This window comes from Rhodococcus sp. NPDC019647 (assembly GCF_044389235.1).
Classification (GTDB): Bacteria; Actinomycetota; Actinomycetes; order Mycobacteriales; family Mycobacteriaceae; genus Rhodococcus_F; species Rhodococcus_F oxybenzonivorans.
In genome coordinates this window covers 703,309-721,676 of record NZ_JBIRXS010000001.1, presented here as the reverse complement: position 1 = coordinate 721,676, position 18,368 = coordinate 703,309, and the positions used below count along the sequence as shown (strand labels likewise).

20 protein-coding genes are annotated in these 18,368 nt (G+C 67.7%); 3 read left to right on the top strand and 17 right to left on the bottom strand.

Going from position 1 to position 18,368, the window contains the following annotated elements:
• Positions 1 to 54: 54 nt before the first annotated feature.
• From ACH49N_RS03490 to rpe, 6 genes are all read right to left on the bottom strand, one after another.
• On the bottom strand, positions 55 to 507 hold the full coding sequence (locus tag ACH49N_RS03490) for a PH domain-containing protein (protein ID WP_109330248.1): 453 nt from the start codon (positions 505 to 507) through the stop codon (positions 55 to 57).
• Positions 504 to 1,001 carry a 6,7-dimethyl-8-ribityllumazine synthase gene (gene ribH, locus ACH49N_RS03485; RefSeq protein WP_109330250.1) on the bottom strand — a complete coding sequence of 166 codons (498 nt, stop codon included), beginning with the start codon at positions 999 to 1,001 and terminating at the stop codon, positions 504 to 506. Before ribH ends, ACH49N_RS03490 begins: the two co-directional genes overlap by 4 nt.
• Positions 998 to 2,251 carry a bifunctional 3,4-dihydroxy-2-butanone-4-phosphate synthase/GTP cyclohydrolase II gene (locus ACH49N_RS03480; protein ID WP_109335132.1) on the bottom strand — a complete coding sequence of 418 codons (1,254 nt, stop codon included), beginning with the start codon at positions 2,249 to 2,251 and terminating at the stop codon, positions 998 to 1,000. The genes ribH and ACH49N_RS03480 overlap by 4 nt, the downstream gene beginning before the upstream one ends.
• An 80-nt stretch (positions 2,252 to 2,331) precedes the next feature.
• Positions 2,332 to 2,940: a riboflavin synthase gene (locus ACH49N_RS03475; protein WP_159922663.1), complete on the bottom strand. Its 609-nt coding sequence runs from the start codon at positions 2,938 to 2,940 to the stop codon at positions 2,332 to 2,334.
• Between the two features lie 37 nt (positions 2,941 to 2,977).
• Positions 2,978 to 4,033 (bottom strand): bifunctional diaminohydroxyphosphoribosylaminopyrimidine deaminase/5-amino-6-(5-phosphoribosylamino)uracil reductase RibD, encoded by a 1,056-nt coding sequence (ribD, locus tag ACH49N_RS03470; RefSeq protein WP_358270724.1) that lies wholly within the window; start codon positions 4,031 to 4,033, stop codon positions 2,978 to 2,980.
• Between the two features lie 21 nt (positions 4,034 to 4,054).
• Positions 4,055 to 4,738 (bottom strand): ribulose-phosphate 3-epimerase, encoded by a 684-nt coding sequence (rpe, locus tag ACH49N_RS03465; protein ID WP_109335134.1) that lies wholly within the window; start codon positions 4,736 to 4,738, stop codon positions 4,055 to 4,057.
• Between the two features lie 100 nt (positions 4,739 to 4,838).
• On the opposite strand from rpe, the gene ACH49N_RS03460 reads away from it, so the two are divergent.
• Complete coding sequence (locus ACH49N_RS03460) at positions 4,839 to 5,177, top strand: MmcQ/YjbR family DNA-binding protein (RefSeq protein ID WP_159922665.1); 339 nt, start codon at positions 4,839 to 4,841, stop codon at positions 5,175 to 5,177.
• A gap of 64 nt (positions 5,178 to 5,241) precedes the next feature.
• Here the strand turns inward: ACH49N_RS03460 and ACH49N_RS03455 are convergent, their stop codons facing one another.
• From ACH49N_RS03455 to fmt, 3 genes are all read right to left on the bottom strand, one after another.
• Positions 5,242 to 6,099, bottom strand: a complete 858-nt coding sequence (locus tag ACH49N_RS03455) for a mycofactocin-coupled SDR family oxidoreductase (RefSeq protein ID WP_159922667.1) — start codon at positions 6,097 to 6,099, stop codon at positions 5,242 to 5,244.
• Positions 6,100 to 6,210: 111 nt separating this feature from the next.
• Positions 6,211 to 7,644, bottom strand: a complete 1,434-nt coding sequence (locus tag ACH49N_RS03450) for a transcription antitermination factor NusB (protein WP_358270041.1) — start codon at positions 7,642 to 7,644, stop codon at positions 6,211 to 6,213.
• Complete coding sequence (gene fmt / locus ACH49N_RS03445; protein ID WP_358270043.1) at positions 7,641 to 8,564, bottom strand: methionyl-tRNA formyltransferase; 924 nt, start codon at positions 8,562 to 8,564, stop codon at positions 7,641 to 7,643. The genes ACH49N_RS03450 and fmt overlap by 4 nt, the downstream gene beginning before the upstream one ends.
• A gap of 283 nt (positions 8,565 to 8,847) precedes the next feature.
• Between fmt and ACH49N_RS03440 the strand changes: the two genes are divergently transcribed.
• Together ACH49N_RS03440 and ACH49N_RS03435 are read left to right on the top strand one after the other, a co-directional pair.
• Positions 8,848 to 9,255, top strand: coding sequence for a YciI family protein (locus ACH49N_RS03440; RefSeq protein ID WP_109330259.1), 408 nt, complete (start codon positions 8,848 to 8,850; stop codon positions 9,253 to 9,255).
• A gap of 5 nt (positions 9,256 to 9,260) precedes the next feature.
• Entirely contained in the window at positions 9,261 to 10,406 is a 1,146-nt protein-coding gene (locus ACH49N_RS03435; RefSeq protein ID WP_358270726.1) for a DUF6596 domain-containing protein, read from the top strand.
• Between the two features lie 23 nt (positions 10,407 to 10,429).
• Here ACH49N_RS03435 and ACH49N_RS03430 read toward each other — a convergent pair whose 3' ends face one another.
• The 8 genes from ACH49N_RS03430 to mihF form a co-directional block, all read right to left on the bottom strand.
• Complete coding sequence (locus ACH49N_RS03430) at positions 10,430 to 11,407, bottom strand: alpha/beta fold hydrolase (RefSeq protein ID WP_358270045.1); 978 nt, start codon at positions 11,405 to 11,407, stop codon at positions 10,430 to 10,432.
• Between the two features lie 95 nt (positions 11,408 to 11,502).
• Complete coding sequence (locus ACH49N_RS03425; protein ID WP_358270046.1) at positions 11,503 to 12,159, bottom strand: PadR family transcriptional regulator; 657 nt, start codon at positions 12,157 to 12,159, stop codon at positions 11,503 to 11,505.
• Positions 12,160 to 12,246: 87 nt separating this feature from the next.
• Positions 12,247 to 14,211 (bottom strand): primosomal protein N', encoded by a 1,965-nt coding sequence (locus ACH49N_RS03420; protein WP_284708363.1) that lies wholly within the window; start codon positions 14,209 to 14,211, stop codon positions 12,247 to 12,249.
• 100 nt (positions 14,212 to 14,311) lie between these two features.
• On the bottom strand, positions 14,312 to 15,526 hold the full coding sequence (gene metK / locus ACH49N_RS03415) for a methionine adenosyltransferase (RefSeq protein ID WP_109330265.1): 1,215 nt from the start codon (positions 15,524 to 15,526) through the stop codon (positions 14,312 to 14,314).
• 134 nt (positions 15,527 to 15,660) lie between these two features.
• Positions 15,661 to 16,959, bottom strand: coding sequence for a bifunctional phosphopantothenoylcysteine decarboxylase/phosphopantothenate--cysteine ligase CoaBC (gene coaBC, locus ACH49N_RS03410; RefSeq protein ID WP_358270727.1), 1,299 nt, complete (start codon positions 16,957 to 16,959; stop codon positions 15,661 to 15,663).
• A gap of 14 nt (positions 16,960 to 16,973) precedes the next feature.
• Positions 16,974 to 17,279 (bottom strand): DNA-directed RNA polymerase subunit omega, encoded by a 306-nt coding sequence (gene rpoZ, locus ACH49N_RS03405; protein ID WP_109330269.1) that lies wholly within the window; start codon positions 17,277 to 17,279, stop codon positions 16,974 to 16,976.
• Between the two features lie 49 nt (positions 17,280 to 17,328).
• On the bottom strand, positions 17,329 to 17,943 hold the full coding sequence (gene gmk, locus ACH49N_RS03400; RefSeq protein ID WP_358270049.1) for a guanylate kinase: 615 nt from the start codon (positions 17,941 to 17,943) through the stop codon (positions 17,329 to 17,331).
• A gap of 8 nt (positions 17,944 to 17,951) precedes the next feature.
• Positions 17,952 to 18,272, bottom strand: a complete 321-nt coding sequence (gene mihF / locus ACH49N_RS03395; protein ID WP_005262298.1) for an integration host factor, actinobacterial type — start codon at positions 18,270 to 18,272, stop codon at positions 17,952 to 17,954.
• Positions 18,273 to 18,368 lie beyond the last annotated feature (96 nt).

Sequence of the window (18,368 nt, the reverse complement as noted above, 5' to 3'; positions counted from 1 at the left end):
AGTCGGCGCCACCGACCAACCCCGCATCCGCGACGGCCGGAACAGGCCGGCCCGTCAGGACGGTGCGTACTCCGACACGAGGTCACGGAAGCGGTGCACGGCGTCCACCGCGTAGTCGCGGTCGTTCGACTGGATCGCCATCACGGGAACGTATTCGTCGTCGGGGAGTTCTATCCGCGCCCATGCGGCGCCGTCGGGAAACGAGAGTCCCTCGTACAGGTCCCAGTCGACGATCCGTTCGCCCAGGACGTTGCGGACAGCGATGCCGCGGGGGCCGACGCGCAACCGCGGACGTGTGAGCAGAAGCACCGCCCCGGCGAGCAGACACCCGATGCCGACGAAGGCCACCTGATCCGCGAGCCGGAAGTAGACGCCCGTCGAATCACCGCGCAGGAGAATGGCGAACGTCACGTGTAGGACGACCATGAGAATCGCCACGCCGATCGCGTACCGACTCGACTTGCGTGGTCGCGAGACGAACTGCCACTCGGTTTCCGAGGAGGTCATGCGAGCGCATCTTCCGTTCGTTCCCGGCGCAGGCGCGCCAGGGTGACCGCGGTGTCTAGCGCCGCAGCGCACGCCTGCCCGCCCTTGTCCTCCACCGCACCGGGCAGGCCGCTGCGGTCGATCGCCTGCTGTTCGGTATCGGTGGTGAGAACACCGTTGCCGACGGGAGTGCTCTCGTCGAGGGACACCCTCGTCAGGCCGGCGGTCACCGCGTCGCAGACGTATTCGAAGTGCGGGGTTCCTCCGCGGATCACGACACCGAGGGCGACCACGGCGTCATGAGTGCGGGCCAGTTGCTGGGCCACCACCGGCAGTTCGATCGCACCGGCCACGCGCACGAGGGTGACTTTCTTCACCTTCGCGTCCGCGGCGACCCGCTGGGCACCGGCGATCAGCGCCTCCGAGATCTCCGCGTGCCAACTTCCCGCCACGATCGCCAGCTCGAGGTCCTGAGCCTCACCGAGTTGCAGGTCGGGCAGACCTTCACCACTCACAGCAGCTCTCCCGCTTCGAAGTCGTCGAGCCCGATCAGGTCGTGCCCCATCCGGTCGCGCTTGGTGCGCAAGTACGTCAGGTTCTCGGCGTTCGCGCGCAGCGGCATCGAGACACGCTCGGTGATCTGGAGGCCATAACCGTCGAGACCGACCCGCTTGGCCGGATTGTTCGTAAGCAGCCGCATCGACGAGATGCCGAGATCGACCAGGATCTGCGCACCGATCCCATAGTCGCGGGCATCTGCCGGCAGACCCAGCTCGAGATTGGCGTCGACGGTGTCCGACCCGGCGTCCTGCAACTGGTAGGCCTGCAGCTTGTGCATCAGTCCGATGCCGCGACCTTCGTGCCCCCGCATGTAGAGCACCACGCCGCGACCTTCCTGCGCCACCATGTCCAGCGCGGCGTCGAGCTGAGGACCGCAGTCGCAGCGCAGTGACCCGAACACGTCACCGGTGAGGCACTCCGAGTGCACCCGCACCAGGACGTCGCTGCCGTCACCGTCGGGACCCGGCAGGTCGCCGCGGACGAGCGCGACGTGCTCGACGTCGTCGTAGATGCTCCGGTATCCGACGGCGGTGAACTCGCCGTGCCGGGTGGGGATCCGTGCGGCCGCGACGCGTTCGACGTGCTTTTCGTGCTTGCGACGCCAGGCGATGAGATCGGCGATGGAGATCAGCGCGAGATTGTGGTCGTCGGCGAAGACCCGCAACTCGTCGGTCTGGGCCATGTGACCCTCGTCCTTCTGGCTGACGATCTCGCAGATCACGCCCGCCGGCCGGAGGTCGGCCATCCGGGCCAGGTCGACGGCGGCCTCGGTGTGGCCGGGGCGGCGCAGCACCCCGCCCTCCTTGGCGCGCAGCGGCACGACGTGGCCGGGACGGGTGAAGTCCTGCGCTCCGCTGGACGGGTCGGCGAGCAACCGCATGGTGGCGGCGCGGTCGGATGCGGAGATCCCGGTTCCGATGCCCTCACGGGCGTCGACGGTCACCGTGTACGCCGTGCCGTGCTTGTCCTGATTGGTGGCGTACATCGGGGGCAGACCCAGCCGGTCGCAGTCCGCACCGTCGAGGGGCACACACAGGTAGCCGGAGGTGTATCGAACCATGAAGGCAACCAACTCGGGGGTGGCCTTCTCCGCCGCGAAGATGAGGTCTCCCTCGTTCTCCCGGTCTTCGTCGTCGACGACGACGACAGCCTTGCCTGCGGCGATATCCGCAACGGCGCGCTCGATACTGTCGAACCTGGTCACGTGCTCGGTCTCCAAAGTCTTGACTTACGCATCTTCGAATACAGCAATCGCATCCGTCGGATGCTTCTCAACAGTACGACTCAGCGGCCGGCGGCTTGCAGGCGCTCCACATACTTGGCGATCACGTCGACCTCCAGATTGACGGGTGTGCCGACCGGCGCCGCGCCCAGTGTGGTCAGGTTCAGCGTGGTGGGGATCAGCGAGATTTCGAAATACTCGTCGCCGCGCTCCCCGCCGAGCGCCGACACGGTCAGCGATACCCCGTCGACAGTGATCGATCCCTTCTCCACTACATACTTCGAGATCGCGTCGGGCAGAGCGATCCGCACCACTTCCCAGTTGTCGGACGGGTTCCGGCTGATGATGTGACCGGTACCGTCGACGTGCCCCTGAACGAGGTGACCGCCGAGCCTGCTGTTCAGCGCTGCCGCCCGCTCGAGGTTGACCCGGCTCCCGACATCGATCTTCTGCAGACTCGACCGGTTCAAGGTCTCCTGCATGACGTCGGCCGTGAACGACCCGTCGGCGAGCACTTCGACGACGGTGAGACACACACCGTTCACGGCAATCGAGTCTCCGTGCGACGCATCGGAAGTGACCACCGGACCGCGGACCGTAAACCGTGCGGCGTCGGCCAGCTCTTCCTTGGCGACGACCTCACCCAATTCTTCGACGATTCCGGTGAACACGGTGGCTACTCCTCGTTTTCAGGGCTGACAGTGATATTCAGGGCTTGCTGGACAGGGCGGTGTGCTCCGGCAGTGCCGGAATCAAACTCAACAACAAATCGGGGCCGATTGTTTCGACGGACTCGTGGTGGAACCGCAGTGCGCCGTCGATCGTGGACACCCCCGCCTCCGACACCGCGGGCCTGCCGGCACCGAGTACCAGCGGAGCGAGGTAGGCCTGGATCCGGTCGACCCGGCCTGCGGCAAGGAAGGCACCCGCCAACCGGGGCCCGCCTTCGAGCAGAACGTCGGTGTACTCGGCGAGGGCGGCGACGACGTCGTTCACATCGTGGGTGCGGAGCAGCAGCGTGGGCGCCGAGTCGTCGAGAACCCGAGCACGCGCCGGAAGCTCGGTCCGGCCCACCACCACCCGCAGCGGTTGGTGGGCCGCGAGAGACCCGTCGGGCAGCCGAGCAGTCAGCCGTGGGTCGTCGGCGAGCACGGTCCCCGTGCCGACCACGATCGCGTCGAGCTTCGCGCGGTCGGCGTGGACCCGCGCCCGGGCATCGGGACCGGTGATCCACTTGCTGGTTCCATCAGCTGCGGCACTACGGCCATCGAGGGTCGCCGCGTATTTCCAGGTGATGTGCGGACGGCCGGTGCGTTGCCGGTGCAGCCAGGCCCGGAGCGGCTCGCGCTCGACTTCCTGGGCGCGCAGTCCGGAGGCGACGGCGACGCCGGCGGCCGCCAGAGTTTCGGCGCCACCGGCCGCCTCGGGGTTGGGATCAGCCACCGCATAGTGGACGGCCACGACCCCGGCCTCGATCAGCGCGGTGGAGCAGGGCCCCGTGCGGCCGTGGTGGTTACACGGTTCCAGAGTGACCACGACCGTGCCTCCGCGCGCCGCGTCACCCGCCTCCCGCAACGCCACGACCTCGGCGTGGGGACCGCCCGGGGGCTGGGTCATTCCCACCCCGGCGATACGCCCGCCGGCGTCGAGCACGACAGCACCGACCGCGGGATTGGGGCTGGTGAAACCACGGGCCGACTCCGCGGCGCCGATGGCGATCAGCATCGCGGCGTCGAGGTCTGCGGCGGAATTCTCGTGGGGCACGTTCACGGCGCGGCTGGGCCGTTACCGCGAGATGCTCAGGTGCGGAGAGGCTTTGGCCGCACTGGCTCGAAGCGCCTGCACCGCTTCGGCGGGATCGGAGGCGCCGTACACGGCGGACCCGGCGACGAAGCAGTCGACTCCCGCCTCGGCGGCGGCCTCGACGGTGTCGGCGTTGATGCCACCGTCGATCTCCACGATCAGCGTCAGCTCACCCGAGTCGACCAGCCGGCGTACTGCCTTCGCCTTGGACAGCACCTCCGGGATGAAGGACTGTCCGCCGAATCCGGGCTCCACGCTCATGACGAGAAGTGTGTCGAAATCCTTCAGGATTTCCAGGTAGGGCTCGATCGGCGTTCCCGGCTTCACACTGAGTCCTGCTTTAGCGCCGGCCGCCCGAATGTCGCGGGCCACCGACCGCGGGTCGTCGGTGGCTTCGGCGTGGAAGGTCACGTTGTGTGCGCCGGCTTCGGCGTAGGGCGGTGCCCAGCGTCCCGGGTCGTCGATCATGAGGTGGCAGTCGAGCGGAATGTCCGTCGCCGCGAGCAGGCTCTTCACCACGGGAAGACCGAGCGTGAGGTTCGGGACGAAATGCGCGTCCATCACGTCGACATGAAGCCAGTCGGCACCGGCGACCGCGGTCGCCTCCTCGGCGAGACGAGCGAAATCTGCAGACAGGATGGACGGTGCGATCATCGGGGTTGCCACGCGCCGGAGTTTAGTCGCACGCGGAAACGTCTCGGACCACGCGGTCGGACCCCGCGAGAAACGTCGTTGCCCGCCGTCACGATTCCGCCATACTGGGGCCATGGCGACCTGGGCGGACGTGGTGGACATCGGGAGGTCACTGCCCGCAGTGGAGGAAAGCACGTCCTACCGGACCCCGGCGCTGAAGGTGGCCGGCAAGCTGATCGCGAGACACCGCACGGAGTCGGACGGCGGGCTCATGGTGGTGTGCGGTCTCGACGAGAAGGCCGCTCTCCTCGAGGAGGGAAACGCTTTCTACACCACCCCCCACTACGACGGGTACGGCGCGATTCTGGTCCGTCTCGACGAGGTCGGCCTCGACCAACTCACGGAGCTTCTGCAGGATGCCTGGCGGATCAAGGCCTCTGCTCGGCTCCGCAAGCAGGTCGACCGTCCCTGATCGCCGAGTCCGGGGGGGATCGTAGGGCGTGGTGCGACGCCGGCGCGAAACCCGGTACGCAGACTCAGACCCCTAGCTTGAGACCCGCTCCCGCGTCGACGCGGAGCTGCTGTCCGGTGACGAACCGCGACTCGTCGGACGAGAGGTATACCACCGCGTGGGAAATATCCTCGGGCTCCACCCACGGCGTCGGCATCGCCTGCATGAAGGGGAACGTCACCTTCGCGTCTTCGGCCGTCGGGTTCTCGAGGTCGGGCCGGAACGTGCGGAACATCGGCGGGCTCTGGAGCATGTCCGTGTTGCAGTTGGTGGGATGGATGGCGTTGACGCGAATGGACTTCGGGCCCAGGGTGAGCGCCAGCGAATGCGTGTAGGTCTGCAGCATCTTCTTGGCCAGACCGTATCCGTCTCCGCCCGGCCCCTGGAGTGCCTGCTGACCGTTGAGGCCGGTCTGGGGGACGAGGCCGGCGACCGAACCGGTGGCGATGATCGACGCGCCACCGCCGAGATGCGGCAGAGCGACGTGGATGGTGTTGACCACACCCACGAAGTCGACGTCGAATGCGTCCACGAATCCTTCGACCGGCACATCGTTGCCGAGTGGGGCGATACCCGCGTTGGCGACCACCACGTCGAGCCGCCCGAGTCTGGCGACGGCGGCGTCGAGTTCCCGTTTCAGCGCCGCGCGATCACGCACGTCGACCTTCGCCGTGACCACGCGACGTCCCGCCTTCTCGACGAGCTTCCCGGTCTCTTCCAGATCGGCCGGCGTCGCGAGGGGATACCCGTTCGATGCAATGTCCTCGCAGAGGTCGAAAGCGATGATGTCGGCGCCCTCGTCGGCGAGGTGGACGGCATGACTGCGCCCCTGCCCCCGTGCTGCGCCGGTGATCAGAACTACTTTCCCCGCTACCCGATTCATCGTGAGTCCTCCACTCGCTTGTGACAGACGACCTTCGTCGCGAGAAAGTAGAACACGTTTTAGCTCAAATGGGAACAGGTTCTAGTTATCTGAACGAGCGTCCGATCACGGTCACTCCATCGGCTTCCGCAGCGCAGCGAGGAACATCGCGTCGGTGCCGTGGCGGTGCGGCCACAACTGCACACTCGTACCGTCACCGAGTCCCGGAACGCCCGGGACCAGCGCCCTCGTGTCGAGCGCTGTCACGCCATAGCGACGTACCGCATCCGCCACCACCGCCACTGTCTCCGACAGGTGCGGAGAACACGTGGAATACACGACGACACCACCCGGGCGCACCAACCCCAGCGCCGAGGCGAGCAGTTCCCGCTGCAATTTCGCCAGACCGGCCACATCGGACGGCTGCCGACGCCAGCGTGCCTCGGGGCGGCGCCGCAGGGCACCGAGACCGGTGCACGGCGCGTCGACCAGGATTCGGTCGTAACCACCGGCAAGCCCGGGATCACGCCCGTCCGCGACATGCACGTCGACGGGGAGTTCCCGCGTCGTCTTACGAATGAGGTCGGCGCGGTGCGCCACCGGCTCCACCGCATCGAGTCGCCCGCCCTCGATACCTGCGAGTGCGCCGAGAAGCGCGGCTTTACCACCGGGTCCGGCACAGAGATCGAGCCAGCGCCCGCAGTCCGTTCCCTCGAGTGGGGCCAGGGCGAGTGCCCGGGCCACCAGCTGACTGCCCTCGTCCTGCACACCGGCCAGACCCTCGCGCACAGCGTCGAGCTGGCCCGGGTCGCCACCGTCGAGATACACCGCATACGGCGAGTACCGGCCGACCTCTCCCCCGGTGACCAGAGCCAATTCTTCCGCCGAAATCTCACCCGGCCGCGCGACGAGGTGAACGGCCGGACGGGAATCGTCGGCGATCAGGGCATCCTCGAGTTCGCCGGCGTCGGGCCCCAGCGCGTCCGCGAACACCTGCGCGATCCAGGCCGGGTGCGCATGCTCGAAGGCCAGCCGCCCGATCGGGTCGGACGGCGCCAACCGCTCGACCCACTCCGCTTCCGACCGCTCCGACACCCTGCGCAACACGGCGTTGACGAACCCGGCCTTGCCCGGACCCGCCTCTGCGCGGACAAGGTCGACGGAGGTGGCGACGGCGGCGTGCGGGGCCACCCGCGTACGGAGAAGCTGGTAGGCGCCCAGCTGGAGCACATCCAGCAGCGGGCCGTCGACCTCCTCGATCGGGCGGCCCGCACAGTCCGCGATGACCGCGTCCAGCAGTCCCCGCGCTCGCGCCGCACCGTAGGCTAATTCCGTGGCCAGCGCGGCGTCCCGGCCGTCGAGTCGCCGTTCCCGCAGCAGTCCGGGGAGGACCAGGTTCGCGTAGGCGTCCCGTTCACGCACTGCCCGCAACACGTCACGCGCAGCGAGCCGTGGCTGATCCAGACCCGCTTGGGCGGCATCGGGCCGACGTGCCTGGCGCGGCCGATTGTTGCTCGCGCCTGTTCCTGCCCTCTTGCCGCGTGCGGGTCTTCTCGAGTCGCTCACTGTGCCCGTACCTTCGCGTCGAGTCGTGCGCCCCGCGCCCAGTCGAGAGCGGACATCTGTTTTTTTCCTTGAGGCTGGATCCGGTCCAGCCGGACTGCCACCGTGGAGGTTCCGACGAGGAATTCGCTCTTGGTCACGGAGATTTCTCCGGGCTCGAGCCTGTCGTCGGTGAGGGTCAGCGGGCCGACCTTGACGCGCACGTCCCCGATCGTCGTCCATGCTCCCGGTGCAGGTGTCACCGAGCGGACATGCCGATCGATCACCACAGCTGTTCTGTCCCAACGGATTCGGGCTTCCTCCACGGTCACCTTGGGTGCATACGAGACGCCGTCCCCCGGCTGCGGAACCGCGGTGATCGTGCCGTCCGCCAGTCCGTCGAGAACGGATTCGAGGAGAACCGCCCCGCTGTCGGCCAATCGGCCGAGAAGGTCACCCGCGGTATCGGTAGCGCGGATTCGCTCGGTCACGACCCCGTACACCGGGCCCGTATCCATTCCAGCCTCGAGCCGGAAGGCGCTGGCGCCCGTCATGTCGTCGCCGGAAGCGATTGCCGCCTGCACCGGCGCCGCACCCCGCCAGGCGGGCAGCAGCGAGAAGTGCAGGTTGACCCAGCCGAGGGCCGGAATGTCCAGCACCTTCTGCGGAAGCAACGCACCGTAGGCGACGACGGGAGCACACTCGGGTGCCAGGTCGGTCAGTCGCGCGAGGAACTCCGGATCGGAGGGTCGCTCGGGCGTGAGCACCTCGATACCGTGCGCGTCCGCAAGGGCACCGATCGGCGATCGGACTACCTTCCGCCCTCGCCCGGCCACCGCGTCCGGCCGCGTGATCACGGCGACCACCTCGTGACGGGCGGAACGGATGAGTCGCTCGAGAGACGGCACAGCGGGTTCGGGTGTACCGGCGAAGACTAGGCGCACGTCGGCGACCCACACAGCTGACGACGGACCGCGGTGCGGGCCGAAACGATACTCACGAAAAAAGCTCCCCTTGGGTCGACGGTGTGACGACCAGTCTAGGGAGTCGTGCGCCTCACGATGACACTGCGATGCGCAACCACGATGACACTGCGATGCGCAACCACGACAAACCGGCGGGCTCCAGGAAAATGTCGCGGCACGATGTCGAAATCGCGAGCACAGCTCCGTCCCAGGGGTGCAATGCGGGCCACAATGGGCCCTACACCACACCGAGGAGAAGACGATGGCCAAGTACCTGCTGCTCAAGCACTACCGAGGCGCACCGGCACCGGTCAACGACGTACCGATGGATCAGTGGACGCCAGAGGAGGTTTCGGCCCACATGCAGTACATGGAGAACTTTGCCGCTCGGATCGAAAGCACCGGCGAATACGTCGACAGTCAGGCACTGTCACCGGAAGGAACGTTCGTCCGGTACGACGGCGAGGGGCGTCCGCCGGTGACCGACGGCCCGTTCGCGGAGACCAAGGACCTGATCGCGGGCTGGATGGTGATCGACGTCGAGACCCGCGAGCGGGCGCTCGAACTCGCCGGTGAATTGTCTGCAGCTCCGGGCGCGGGCGGGAAGCCGATCCACGAGTGGCTCGAGGTGCGCCCGTTCCTGACCGAGCCGCCCACGATCACGGAGTGACCGAGGTGGACGAGGTCGTGCTGCGGACCCTCACCCCCACGGTGATCGGGATCCTCGTCCGCCGCGGAGCCGACTTCGCGGCGGCCGAGGACGCCGTGCAGGACGCTCTGGTGGAAGCGGTGCGCGTGTGGCGGGCCGATCCGCCGCGAGATCCCCAGGGCTGGCTGATCACCGTCGCCTGGCGCAAGTTCCTCGACGCCACCCGCACCGATACCTCCCTGCGCCGACGCGAGGCGCTCGTCGAGGTGGAGCCCGCACCGGGCACGGCACGGTCGGTCGACGACACACTCCAGCTGTACTTCCTGTGCGCGCATCCTTCCCTGGCACCGGCGTCGGCCGTCGCGCTCACGTTGCGCGCGGTCGGCGGCCTGACCACGCGTCAGATCGCGCAGGCTTACCTCGTACCCGAGGCGACGATGGCCCAGCGGATCACCCGGGCCAAGCGGACCATCTCGAAAGTCCGGTTCGACCAGCCCGGTGACGTCGCCACGGTGCTGCGTGTGCTCTACCTCGTCTTCAACGAGGGTTACTCAGGCGATGTCGACCTCGCCGCGGAGGCGATCCGGCTCACCCGCCAACTGGCAGCCGAGGTCAGGCACGAGGAGGTGGCGGGCCTGCTCGCGCTGATGCTGCTCCACCACGCCCGACGCCTGGCACGGACCGCCGCCGACGGTAGCCTCGTGCCTCTCGCCGAGCAGGACCGCAGTCTGTGGGACACCCGCCTGATCGCCGAGGGCATCGACGTACTACAGGCAGCCCTCGCCCGCGACCGATTAGGCGAGTTCCAGGTCCAGGCAGCCATCGCCGCGCTCCACGCCGATGCCCGTACCGCCGAGGAGACCGACTGGGTGCAGATCGTCGAGTGGTACGACGAACTGGTGCGCCTCACCGACAGCCCGGTAGCGCGCCTCAATCGGGCTGTCGCAGTCGGCGAGGCCGGCGGTCCGCGGGCCGGCCTGGCCGCCCTCGCGGAGATCGACCCCGCCCTGCCTCGGTACGCCGCCGTCGGGGCATACCTCCACGAGCGGGACGGTGACCCCGTGACCGCTGCACGGCTCTACGCCGACGCTGCCCGATCGGCGTCCAGCCTCGCCGAACGCGACCACCTCACGCGACAGGCGGCGCGACTCAACGCGCAAGTGCGCCGGTGACAGGCCACACTCGCGTCTGGATATCAGAAGTTACTGTCGACGACTACCTGGGGAATGTCCGCGCCGATCGGAACGAACTCGCATCGCGCAATCGGAATAGCGTTGGGGTCCAGAGCAGTTCGGATGAGATCCAACGCGAACGGATCATACGGTGCCCGGAAATGCCCCGACCCGTCCTGCGGACACAGGTCCTGGATGACGAGGTTCACCGCCCCGTCGCCGTGCAGCGCCATGTTGGAATACGGCTGGATCATTTCGTCGTAGCGCGAACTGACGGTGGTGTAGGAGACACCGGGAACCGTGTCGCCGCCGGCATTCAGTCCGGTCATGAACGGTGACCCCTGCATCTGCTGACCGACCGCCACAGAGGTGAGCTCGGTGACCACGTCCAGCCCACCGGGGAGCGCCTGGAACATCGGGGCGAGCCCGAACATCACACCGCCGTAACTGGGGGAAGCGAGCCCTACCCACTGATCGACGAAGCGCGCACCACCGAGCTTGTTCACGTAGTACCGGCTGACGTTCGCTCCTTGCGAGTATCCGACCACGTCGACTTTTTCCGCACCCGTCGACTCGCGGACCTGGGCGACGAATCGGCCGAATTCTCCGGCGCTGTCGACGATGTCTTCGGTGCCGTACGTGTCGGCGCCGGGTTTGCCGCCGTAATTGAGGGCGAAGACGCAGTATCCGTCCGCCGCGAGCAAGGGGGACAACGCCGCCCAGTCGGTGTAGGCGCTGGCGTCGGTGCCATGCGCGAGAACGACGGGCTCGGGATGCTCGGGCGCGGGCGTACAGGAGAAGTCGTTCGATCCGGCGGGAGCGCTGCCCGGATGCGCTTTCGCGTACGCGGCGGCCGCGCTGCGCGCGCTCTGCGGGACCCCGACACCCGCGGGCACTTCGAGTCTCGACGCCGGAACGTCTTCGGCCTGGGCTGTGGTCAGCCCGGCGGAAGACAGCAAGGCAACACAAGCAGCGACCGTGACAACACCTCGAAGGTTCATGATCTCTCCCCGACACCGCGGTTATTCCCTGTGAACTTTCCCAGAGTGTGCCCGTGGTGTCGCGACGAGAGTGGGACCCTGCGCGCGGTGTGTCGCTAGGAGTCGGCGCTCTTCGTGTCGCCGGAGTCCTGTTCGTCCTCCGCGAGAAGCCGGTACAACGCACGCCGGGTTTCGGTGAGAATGTCTCCGGCGCGCCGGATCTGGTCCTCATTCCCTACAGCGGCGACCTGCCCTGCCGCGCCCATGAGCTGCCCGATCAGGCCGCGCAGGTCTTCCGCCGGCCGGCCGACACTCTCGCGGACGTCGTCCCAGGGGGTGCCGAGCTCAGCGGTGTTCGCCTCGACGAACGTCTTCCCTTCCTCGGTCAGTCGAGCGGTCTTGCGTCCCGCGACCTTCTCGATGAGAACGAGCCCCTCGTCCTCGAGCTGCGACAGTGCGGGGTAGATCGACCCGGGGCTGGGCTTCCACACCCCACCACTGCGGTCGACGATCTGCTGGATGAGCTCGTACCCGTGCATCGGTTCCTCCGCGAGCAGCAGGAGGATCGCCGAGCGGACATCACCGCGTCGCCCCCTGCCACCGCGGCCCCGGCCTCGGCCGAACGCCATACCCGGACCGAATCCGGGATCTCCGTCCGGACCGAACGGCCCGCGACGGTGCCCGTGACGGTGCGGGCCCTCCGGGCGGCCCGTCCGCTGGTGCGCGAATCGGTCCCTGTGGGAACCGCGGTGTCCGAAATGAAAGTTCTGCATGTCAGCCTCCTCAGGCTTATCGATGATGCATCAACGATATATCGTCAAAAACGCTCGCGCAACCATCGGGGATGAGTTCATCGGGCATCAGCCGATGTGGATGGGGTCGATCTGGACTCGCACCGGATGCGATTCCCGCCGGGCACTGCGCACCGCTTGAGCGGCAGACAGCGCCTCCGCCAACGGTTTTCCCTCACCACGGGGTACGCGCACCAGCATCCGCTCGATATCGGCCGGCTCCGGCGATTCACCGGCGACAGGCAATCGGGCCCCCGCTGGCAGTTCCACAGGGCCCAACAATTCCGCGTTATCGGGGAGTTCGGCCAGGTCCAGGAGCTCCGAGACAGCCTTTGCGCTGCCGTCGACGGCCGCCAGATGAATCGCCGGCGGAAACCCGACTTCTGCCCGTTCTTCGTACTGCGCGCGGGCGTGACCGACCGGATCCCAGCGGACCAGTGCTTGCACCGTCGGAATACCCGAATCGGCTACGACGACAACCTGGCCACCGTCACCGAACGGCTTCACGAGGGCCGAAGCCGTCATCCAGCGCCGCAGGGTCTCCTCAGCCGCTCGCAGATCCGGACGTCCGAGCAACGCCCAGCCGTCCAGGAGCAGTGCGGCGCCGTATCCGCCGGTCATCACCGGTTCGGCGCCGACGGTGGAGACCACCAGCGCCGGCCCCTGCTCGACGACGTCGATGACATCGCTTCCCCCGGACATCCGGACCGGTACACCGGGAAACGCTCGCCCGAGTTCCTCCGCCGTCCGGCCTGCTCCTACCACCACGGCCCGCAGCGCTCGGGCGCCGCAGGCGTGACAGCGGTGCGCGGCGTCCGCGACTCCGCACCATCGGCATGCCGGTGTGCCCGCCCCGTCCGGACCGGCGGCCGACGGAAGCGCCAAGGGCCCGTTGCACCGTCTGCAGCGGGCAGGAGCGCGGCATTTGCCGCACGCGAGACTCGGGACATACCCCCGGCGGGGCACCTGGACCAGCACTCCCCTGCCTGCACCGAGCGCCTCGCGTGCCGCGGCGAAGGCAATGGCAGGCAGGCGGGCAGCGCGGGCTCCCGGGTCTCTGGCGAGCGCGTGATCGCTGTCAGCGAGGGCGGTGATCTTGGGGGCGCGGGCCCGGACCACGTCGCGGGACGCGACCAGGTCGTGTGCCCATCCGGAGTCGACGAGGGCCTGCCCCTCGGCGGTGCGGGCATGCCCCGCCACCACCATTGCGCTTCCGCCGGCGTACGCCCGTAGGAGCGCCACCTCGCGAGCGTGGGGGTAGGGCGCCCGCGGCTCGGAGTGACTGTCGTCGCCGTCGTCCCAGATGACGATCAGACCTGTCCGAGGCGTCGGCGCGAACACGGAACTTCGGGTGCCCACGACCACTTTGGCGGTCCCGCGCAGGGCGGCAAGCCAACGCCGGTACCGCAGCGCGGGGCCGAGACCCGCGGCGAGACCGACGACCCGGCTACTGCCCAGCAGGGACTCCACGGCCGCAACCACCCGATCCAGATCGCGCTGATCGGGCACCACGATGACCGTGCTGGTGTCGGCACCGGCGGCGATTGCCGACAGTTCGGCCAGTCGTGCCGGCCAATCTTCGCCGGGCAGCGCCTGCCAGACGGCCCGCGGACTCCGCTGCTCCGCAAGGGCGGTCAGGAACGCCTCACCGTGAACGTACTGGGCCCACGCTTCTCGGTCGACGGCGTGTTCCGGTGTCGGTGCGGATTCCGGCGCGGCCTCGGCTTCTGCCCGGGCATGCCGGGGCGGGATGGCCAGGCGCAGCACATCCGCTCGGGTACCCGCGTACCGAGCGGCAACGAGTTCCACGAGCCGGGTGATCTCCGGAGTGAGTACTCGCTCCGGGGAGATCACCCGTTCGAGCCAGCCGAAGCGTCCCTGGTGATCGCTGGTCGCCGTCCGGGAAACCACGAAACCGTCCACGAGACGCCCCGCAAATCGGATGCGCACGCGCACACCCGGCTGTGCCTGCTCGTCGAGCTCGCGAGGAACGAGGTAGTCGAACTCACGGTCGAGGTGCGGGAGCGGCAGCATCGGCAGCACCCGCGCCACCGGATCGACCTCCGCCGCAAGCTTGGCTGACGTCACAGCCGGCCCTCCACCGGGAGGGCGCCCGCAGCAGGGCTGCTACCGATCAGAGACCTGCAGCTGCGCGCAGCTTCTCCGCCCGGTCGACGCTCTCCCAGGGAAGATCGATGTCGGTACGGCCGAAGTGCCCGTACGCGGCGGTCTGTGCGTAGATAGGGCGCAGCAGGTCGAGGTCGCGGATGATGGCGCCCGGACGCAGGTCGAAGGTTTCGGTGATCGCCTGTTGGATCCGCACCGGATCGGTCTTCTCGGTTCCGAACGTCTCCACGAACAGCCCGACGGGCGCAGCCTTGCCGATCGCGTACGCCACCTGAACCTCAATGCGATCCGCGAGACCTGCCGCGACCGCATTCTTGGCGACCCAGCGCATGGCGTAGGCGGCCGACCGGTCCACCTTCGACGGGTCCTTGCCGGAGAACGCGCCACCACCGTGACGGGCCATTCCGCCATAGGTGTCGACGATGATCTTCCGCCCGGTCAGCCCGGCATCACCCATCGGGCCACCGAGGACGAACTTGCCCGTCGGATTGACGAGAAGTCGAATGTTCGACGTGTCGAGCTCCGGCATCCGGAGGTCGGCGAGCACCGATCCGAGAACCTTCTCCCGCAGATCCGGTGTGAGGAGGTTGTCGAGATCGATGTCGGCAGCGTGCTGCGTAGAGATGACAACGGTGTCGAGGCGGACGGGCTTGTCCCCGTCGTACTCGATGGTGACCTGCGTCTTTCCGTCCGGCCGCAGGTACGGCAGGACGCCGGACTTACGGACCTCGGTGAGGCGACGTGAGAGCCGATGAGCCAGCGCGATCGGCAGCGGCATCAGTTCCGGGGTGTCCGTGGTGGCGAACCCGAACATCAGTCCCTGGTCGCCGGCCCCCTGCCGGTCGATGTCGTCGTCGGTCAGGCCACCGGTCCGGGCTTCGTGTGAATGGTCGACGCCCTGCGCGATCTCCGGGGACTGCGCACCGATCGCCACGTTGACGCCGCAGGAGTTGCCGTCGAAACCCTTCGCCGAGGAGTCGTACCCGATCTCGAGCACGGTGTCGCGCACGATCTTGGGGATGTCGGCGTAGGCGGTGGTGGTCACCTCGCCGGCGACGTGGACCTGTCCTGTGGTAACCAGGGTCTCGACTGCGACCCGGGCGCGTGGGTCGTCCGTGAGGAGGGCGTCGAGGATGGAGTCGCTGATCGCATCACAAATCTTGTCCGGGTGCCCCTCGGTCACAGACTCACTGGTGAATAGCCGACTACCGGACTGGCTCACAGAATTCCCTCTCGACAGTTGTCTTCTGGACAGCGCTTGGAAACAGCTTAGCTATGTACCATCGCGAACGACCCTAGCGGCACCCCGGTGTGAGTGACACCTTTACGCTCACCGAAACAACCGAGGATTCGTCCTCAGTGTGCCCGGAACAGTTGCTCGACGGCATCGAGCACCCGGCTCGCCATCAGTGCCTTCGAGCCGTGTTCGAGAGCCGACTCCGAACCGTCCGAGCCGAGCAGCCAGCCGTCGTTGTGGTCGACTTCGAAGGCCTTACCCTCCCCGACGGCGTTGACGACCAAAAGGTCGCATCCCTTCCGGGCGAGCTTGGCGCGCGCATAGGTGAGGACGTCTCCGTCCGCGTCACCGGTCTCGGCGGCGAAACCGACGATCACAGTGGCCGACGGGATCCCTCCTTCGGCCCGGGACTGCACCAGACCGGCCAGAATGTCCTCGTTCTTGGTCAGCGCGATGGAGTCGGGTTCTCCGGCGCCCTTCTTGATCTTGCTGGCCACCGTGGTGGACGGCCGGAAGTCGGCGACCGCGGCCGCCATCACGACCGCATCGAACTCGGGCGCCTGTTTGGCGACGGCAGCACGCATGTCCTCGGCGGTGCGCACGTGGACGACGTCTACGGCGGCCGGATCGGCGAGGCCTGCCGTGTACCCGGACACCAGCGTGACGTCGGCGCCTCGCTGTACCGCGAGACGGGCGATGGCATAGCCCTGTTTGCCGGAGCTGCGGTTGCCGAGGAAACGCACCGGATCGAGCGGTTCCCGGGTGCCACCGGCCGAGACGAGGATCCGACGCCCTTCGAGATCGCGCGGCAACGCGTCGGGCCGTTCGAGGAGCAACGAGGCGAGTCCGACGATCTCGTCCGGCTCAGGCAGTCGGCCAGCTCCGGTGTCCTTGCCCGTCAGGCGACCGGATGCCGGCTCGATCACCGTCGCCCCACGCAGGCGCAGGGTTGCCACATTGGACACCGTGGCGGGATGCTCCCACATCTCGGTGTGCATCGCGGGCGCGAACACCACGGGACATCGTGCGGTGAGCAACGTCGCGGTGAGCAGGTCGTCGGCCCGTCCGGCCACGGCACGGGCCATCAGATCCGCGGTGGCAGGCGCGATGACCACGAGGTCCGCTTCCTGCCCCAGGCGGACGTGCGGCACCTGCGGAACGTCGGCGAATACTCCGGTGTGCACGGGATTGCCGGACAGTGCCTCGAACGTCGCCCGGCCCACGAACTCGAGGGCGGACTCGGTCGGGATGACGCGCACGTGGTGCCCGCTCTCCGTGAACGCGCGGATGATCGCGCAGCTCTTGTACGCCGCGATGCCGCCGCCGACGCCGACGACGATTCGCTTACGCGCGACTGCGGAAGGGGCAGATTCGGAGAGACCCGTCGCGAGCCCGGGGCTCGCCGCCTTGTCGGGCACGGCAGTTCCTCCGCTCACTCGCCTTCGGTGTGCTCGAGCAGATCGGAGTGGATCTCACGCAGCGCGATGGACAAGGGCTTCTCCTGCAGGCCCGGCTCCACCAGGGGGCCGACGTACTCGAGGATGCCGTCACCGAGCTGGTTGTAGTAATCGTTGATCTGACGGGCACGCTTGGCCGAGTAGATGACCAGCGCGTACTTCGACGAGGTGCGTGCGAGCAGCTCGTCGATCGGAGGATTCGTGATTCCGAGCGGTGTGTCATAGGCAGGCAGGGCGCCATGGCTGGGGGTTGCGGACGCGACTGCGGGGGTGCTGCTCACTCGGTATCTCCTGAAATAGTTCTGGCTAGTGGATGTGAGAACTAGTGGTCTACCCGGACTGTTCCCGGGGTCCAACCAACAAGGATACCAACTCGTCGCACGATCGGCTGACATCCTCGTTGACGATGACCTCGTCGAACTCGTCCTGAGCCTCGAGCTCGACCTTCGCGGTGGCGAGACGACGCTCCACCACTTCCGGCGATTCGGTGCCCCGGCCGGTCAAGCGCTCGACCAGTGCTTCCCAACTGGGCGGGGCCATGAAGACCAGAAGCGCCTCCGGCATCGCAGCCCGCACTGCCCGGGCGCCCGCGAGATCGACCTCGACCAGCACCGGTTTTCCCTGCTCGATGGCGCGGCGGACCGGTTCGGCGGGGGTCCCCGACAGCTGGAGGCCACCGTGGATCTCCGCCCACTCGAGCAGCTCGCCCGACTCGATCATCCGCTGGAATTCGTCGCGAGAGGTGAAGCGGTAATCCTTGCCGTCCACCTCGCCCGGGCGTGGGTTGCGTGTCGTCGCGGACACGCTGAAGACGAGCTCCGGCAGCCGTTCCCGCAACAATCTCACCACGCTGGACTTACCGACAGCCGAGGGGCCGGCCAGGACAACCAGCCGACCCCTCCGCACTGCGGTCTTTCTTTCTGACACTCGAACGTCAGCTACCACTGTCGTGCTCAGGCCTCGAAGTCGAACCTGGCGAGCAGGGCCTTACGCTGCCGATCGCCGAGGCCACGGAGGCGACGGGTCGGAGCGATCTCCAGCTCGGTCATGATCTCCTGCGCCTTGACCTTGCCCACCTTGGGCAGTGCCTCGAGCAGCGCCGACACCTTCATCTTGCCCAAGATCTCGTCGTCCTCGGCGTCCTTGAGAACCTGCTTGAGGTCGGTGCCGCCACGCTTCAGGCGCTCCTTGAGCTCAGCCCTGGCTTTACGGGCAGCAGCTGCCTTCTCCAAAGCAGCAGCGCGCTGCTCATCAGTCAACTGGGGAAGGGCCACGGTTCCTCCGTCTCGTCGTTGGCAAATAGTCCAAACCACTGGATAACCAGCAGCGATAGCGACCGTACTCACGCCCGGCGCCGATTGCGAACCCAC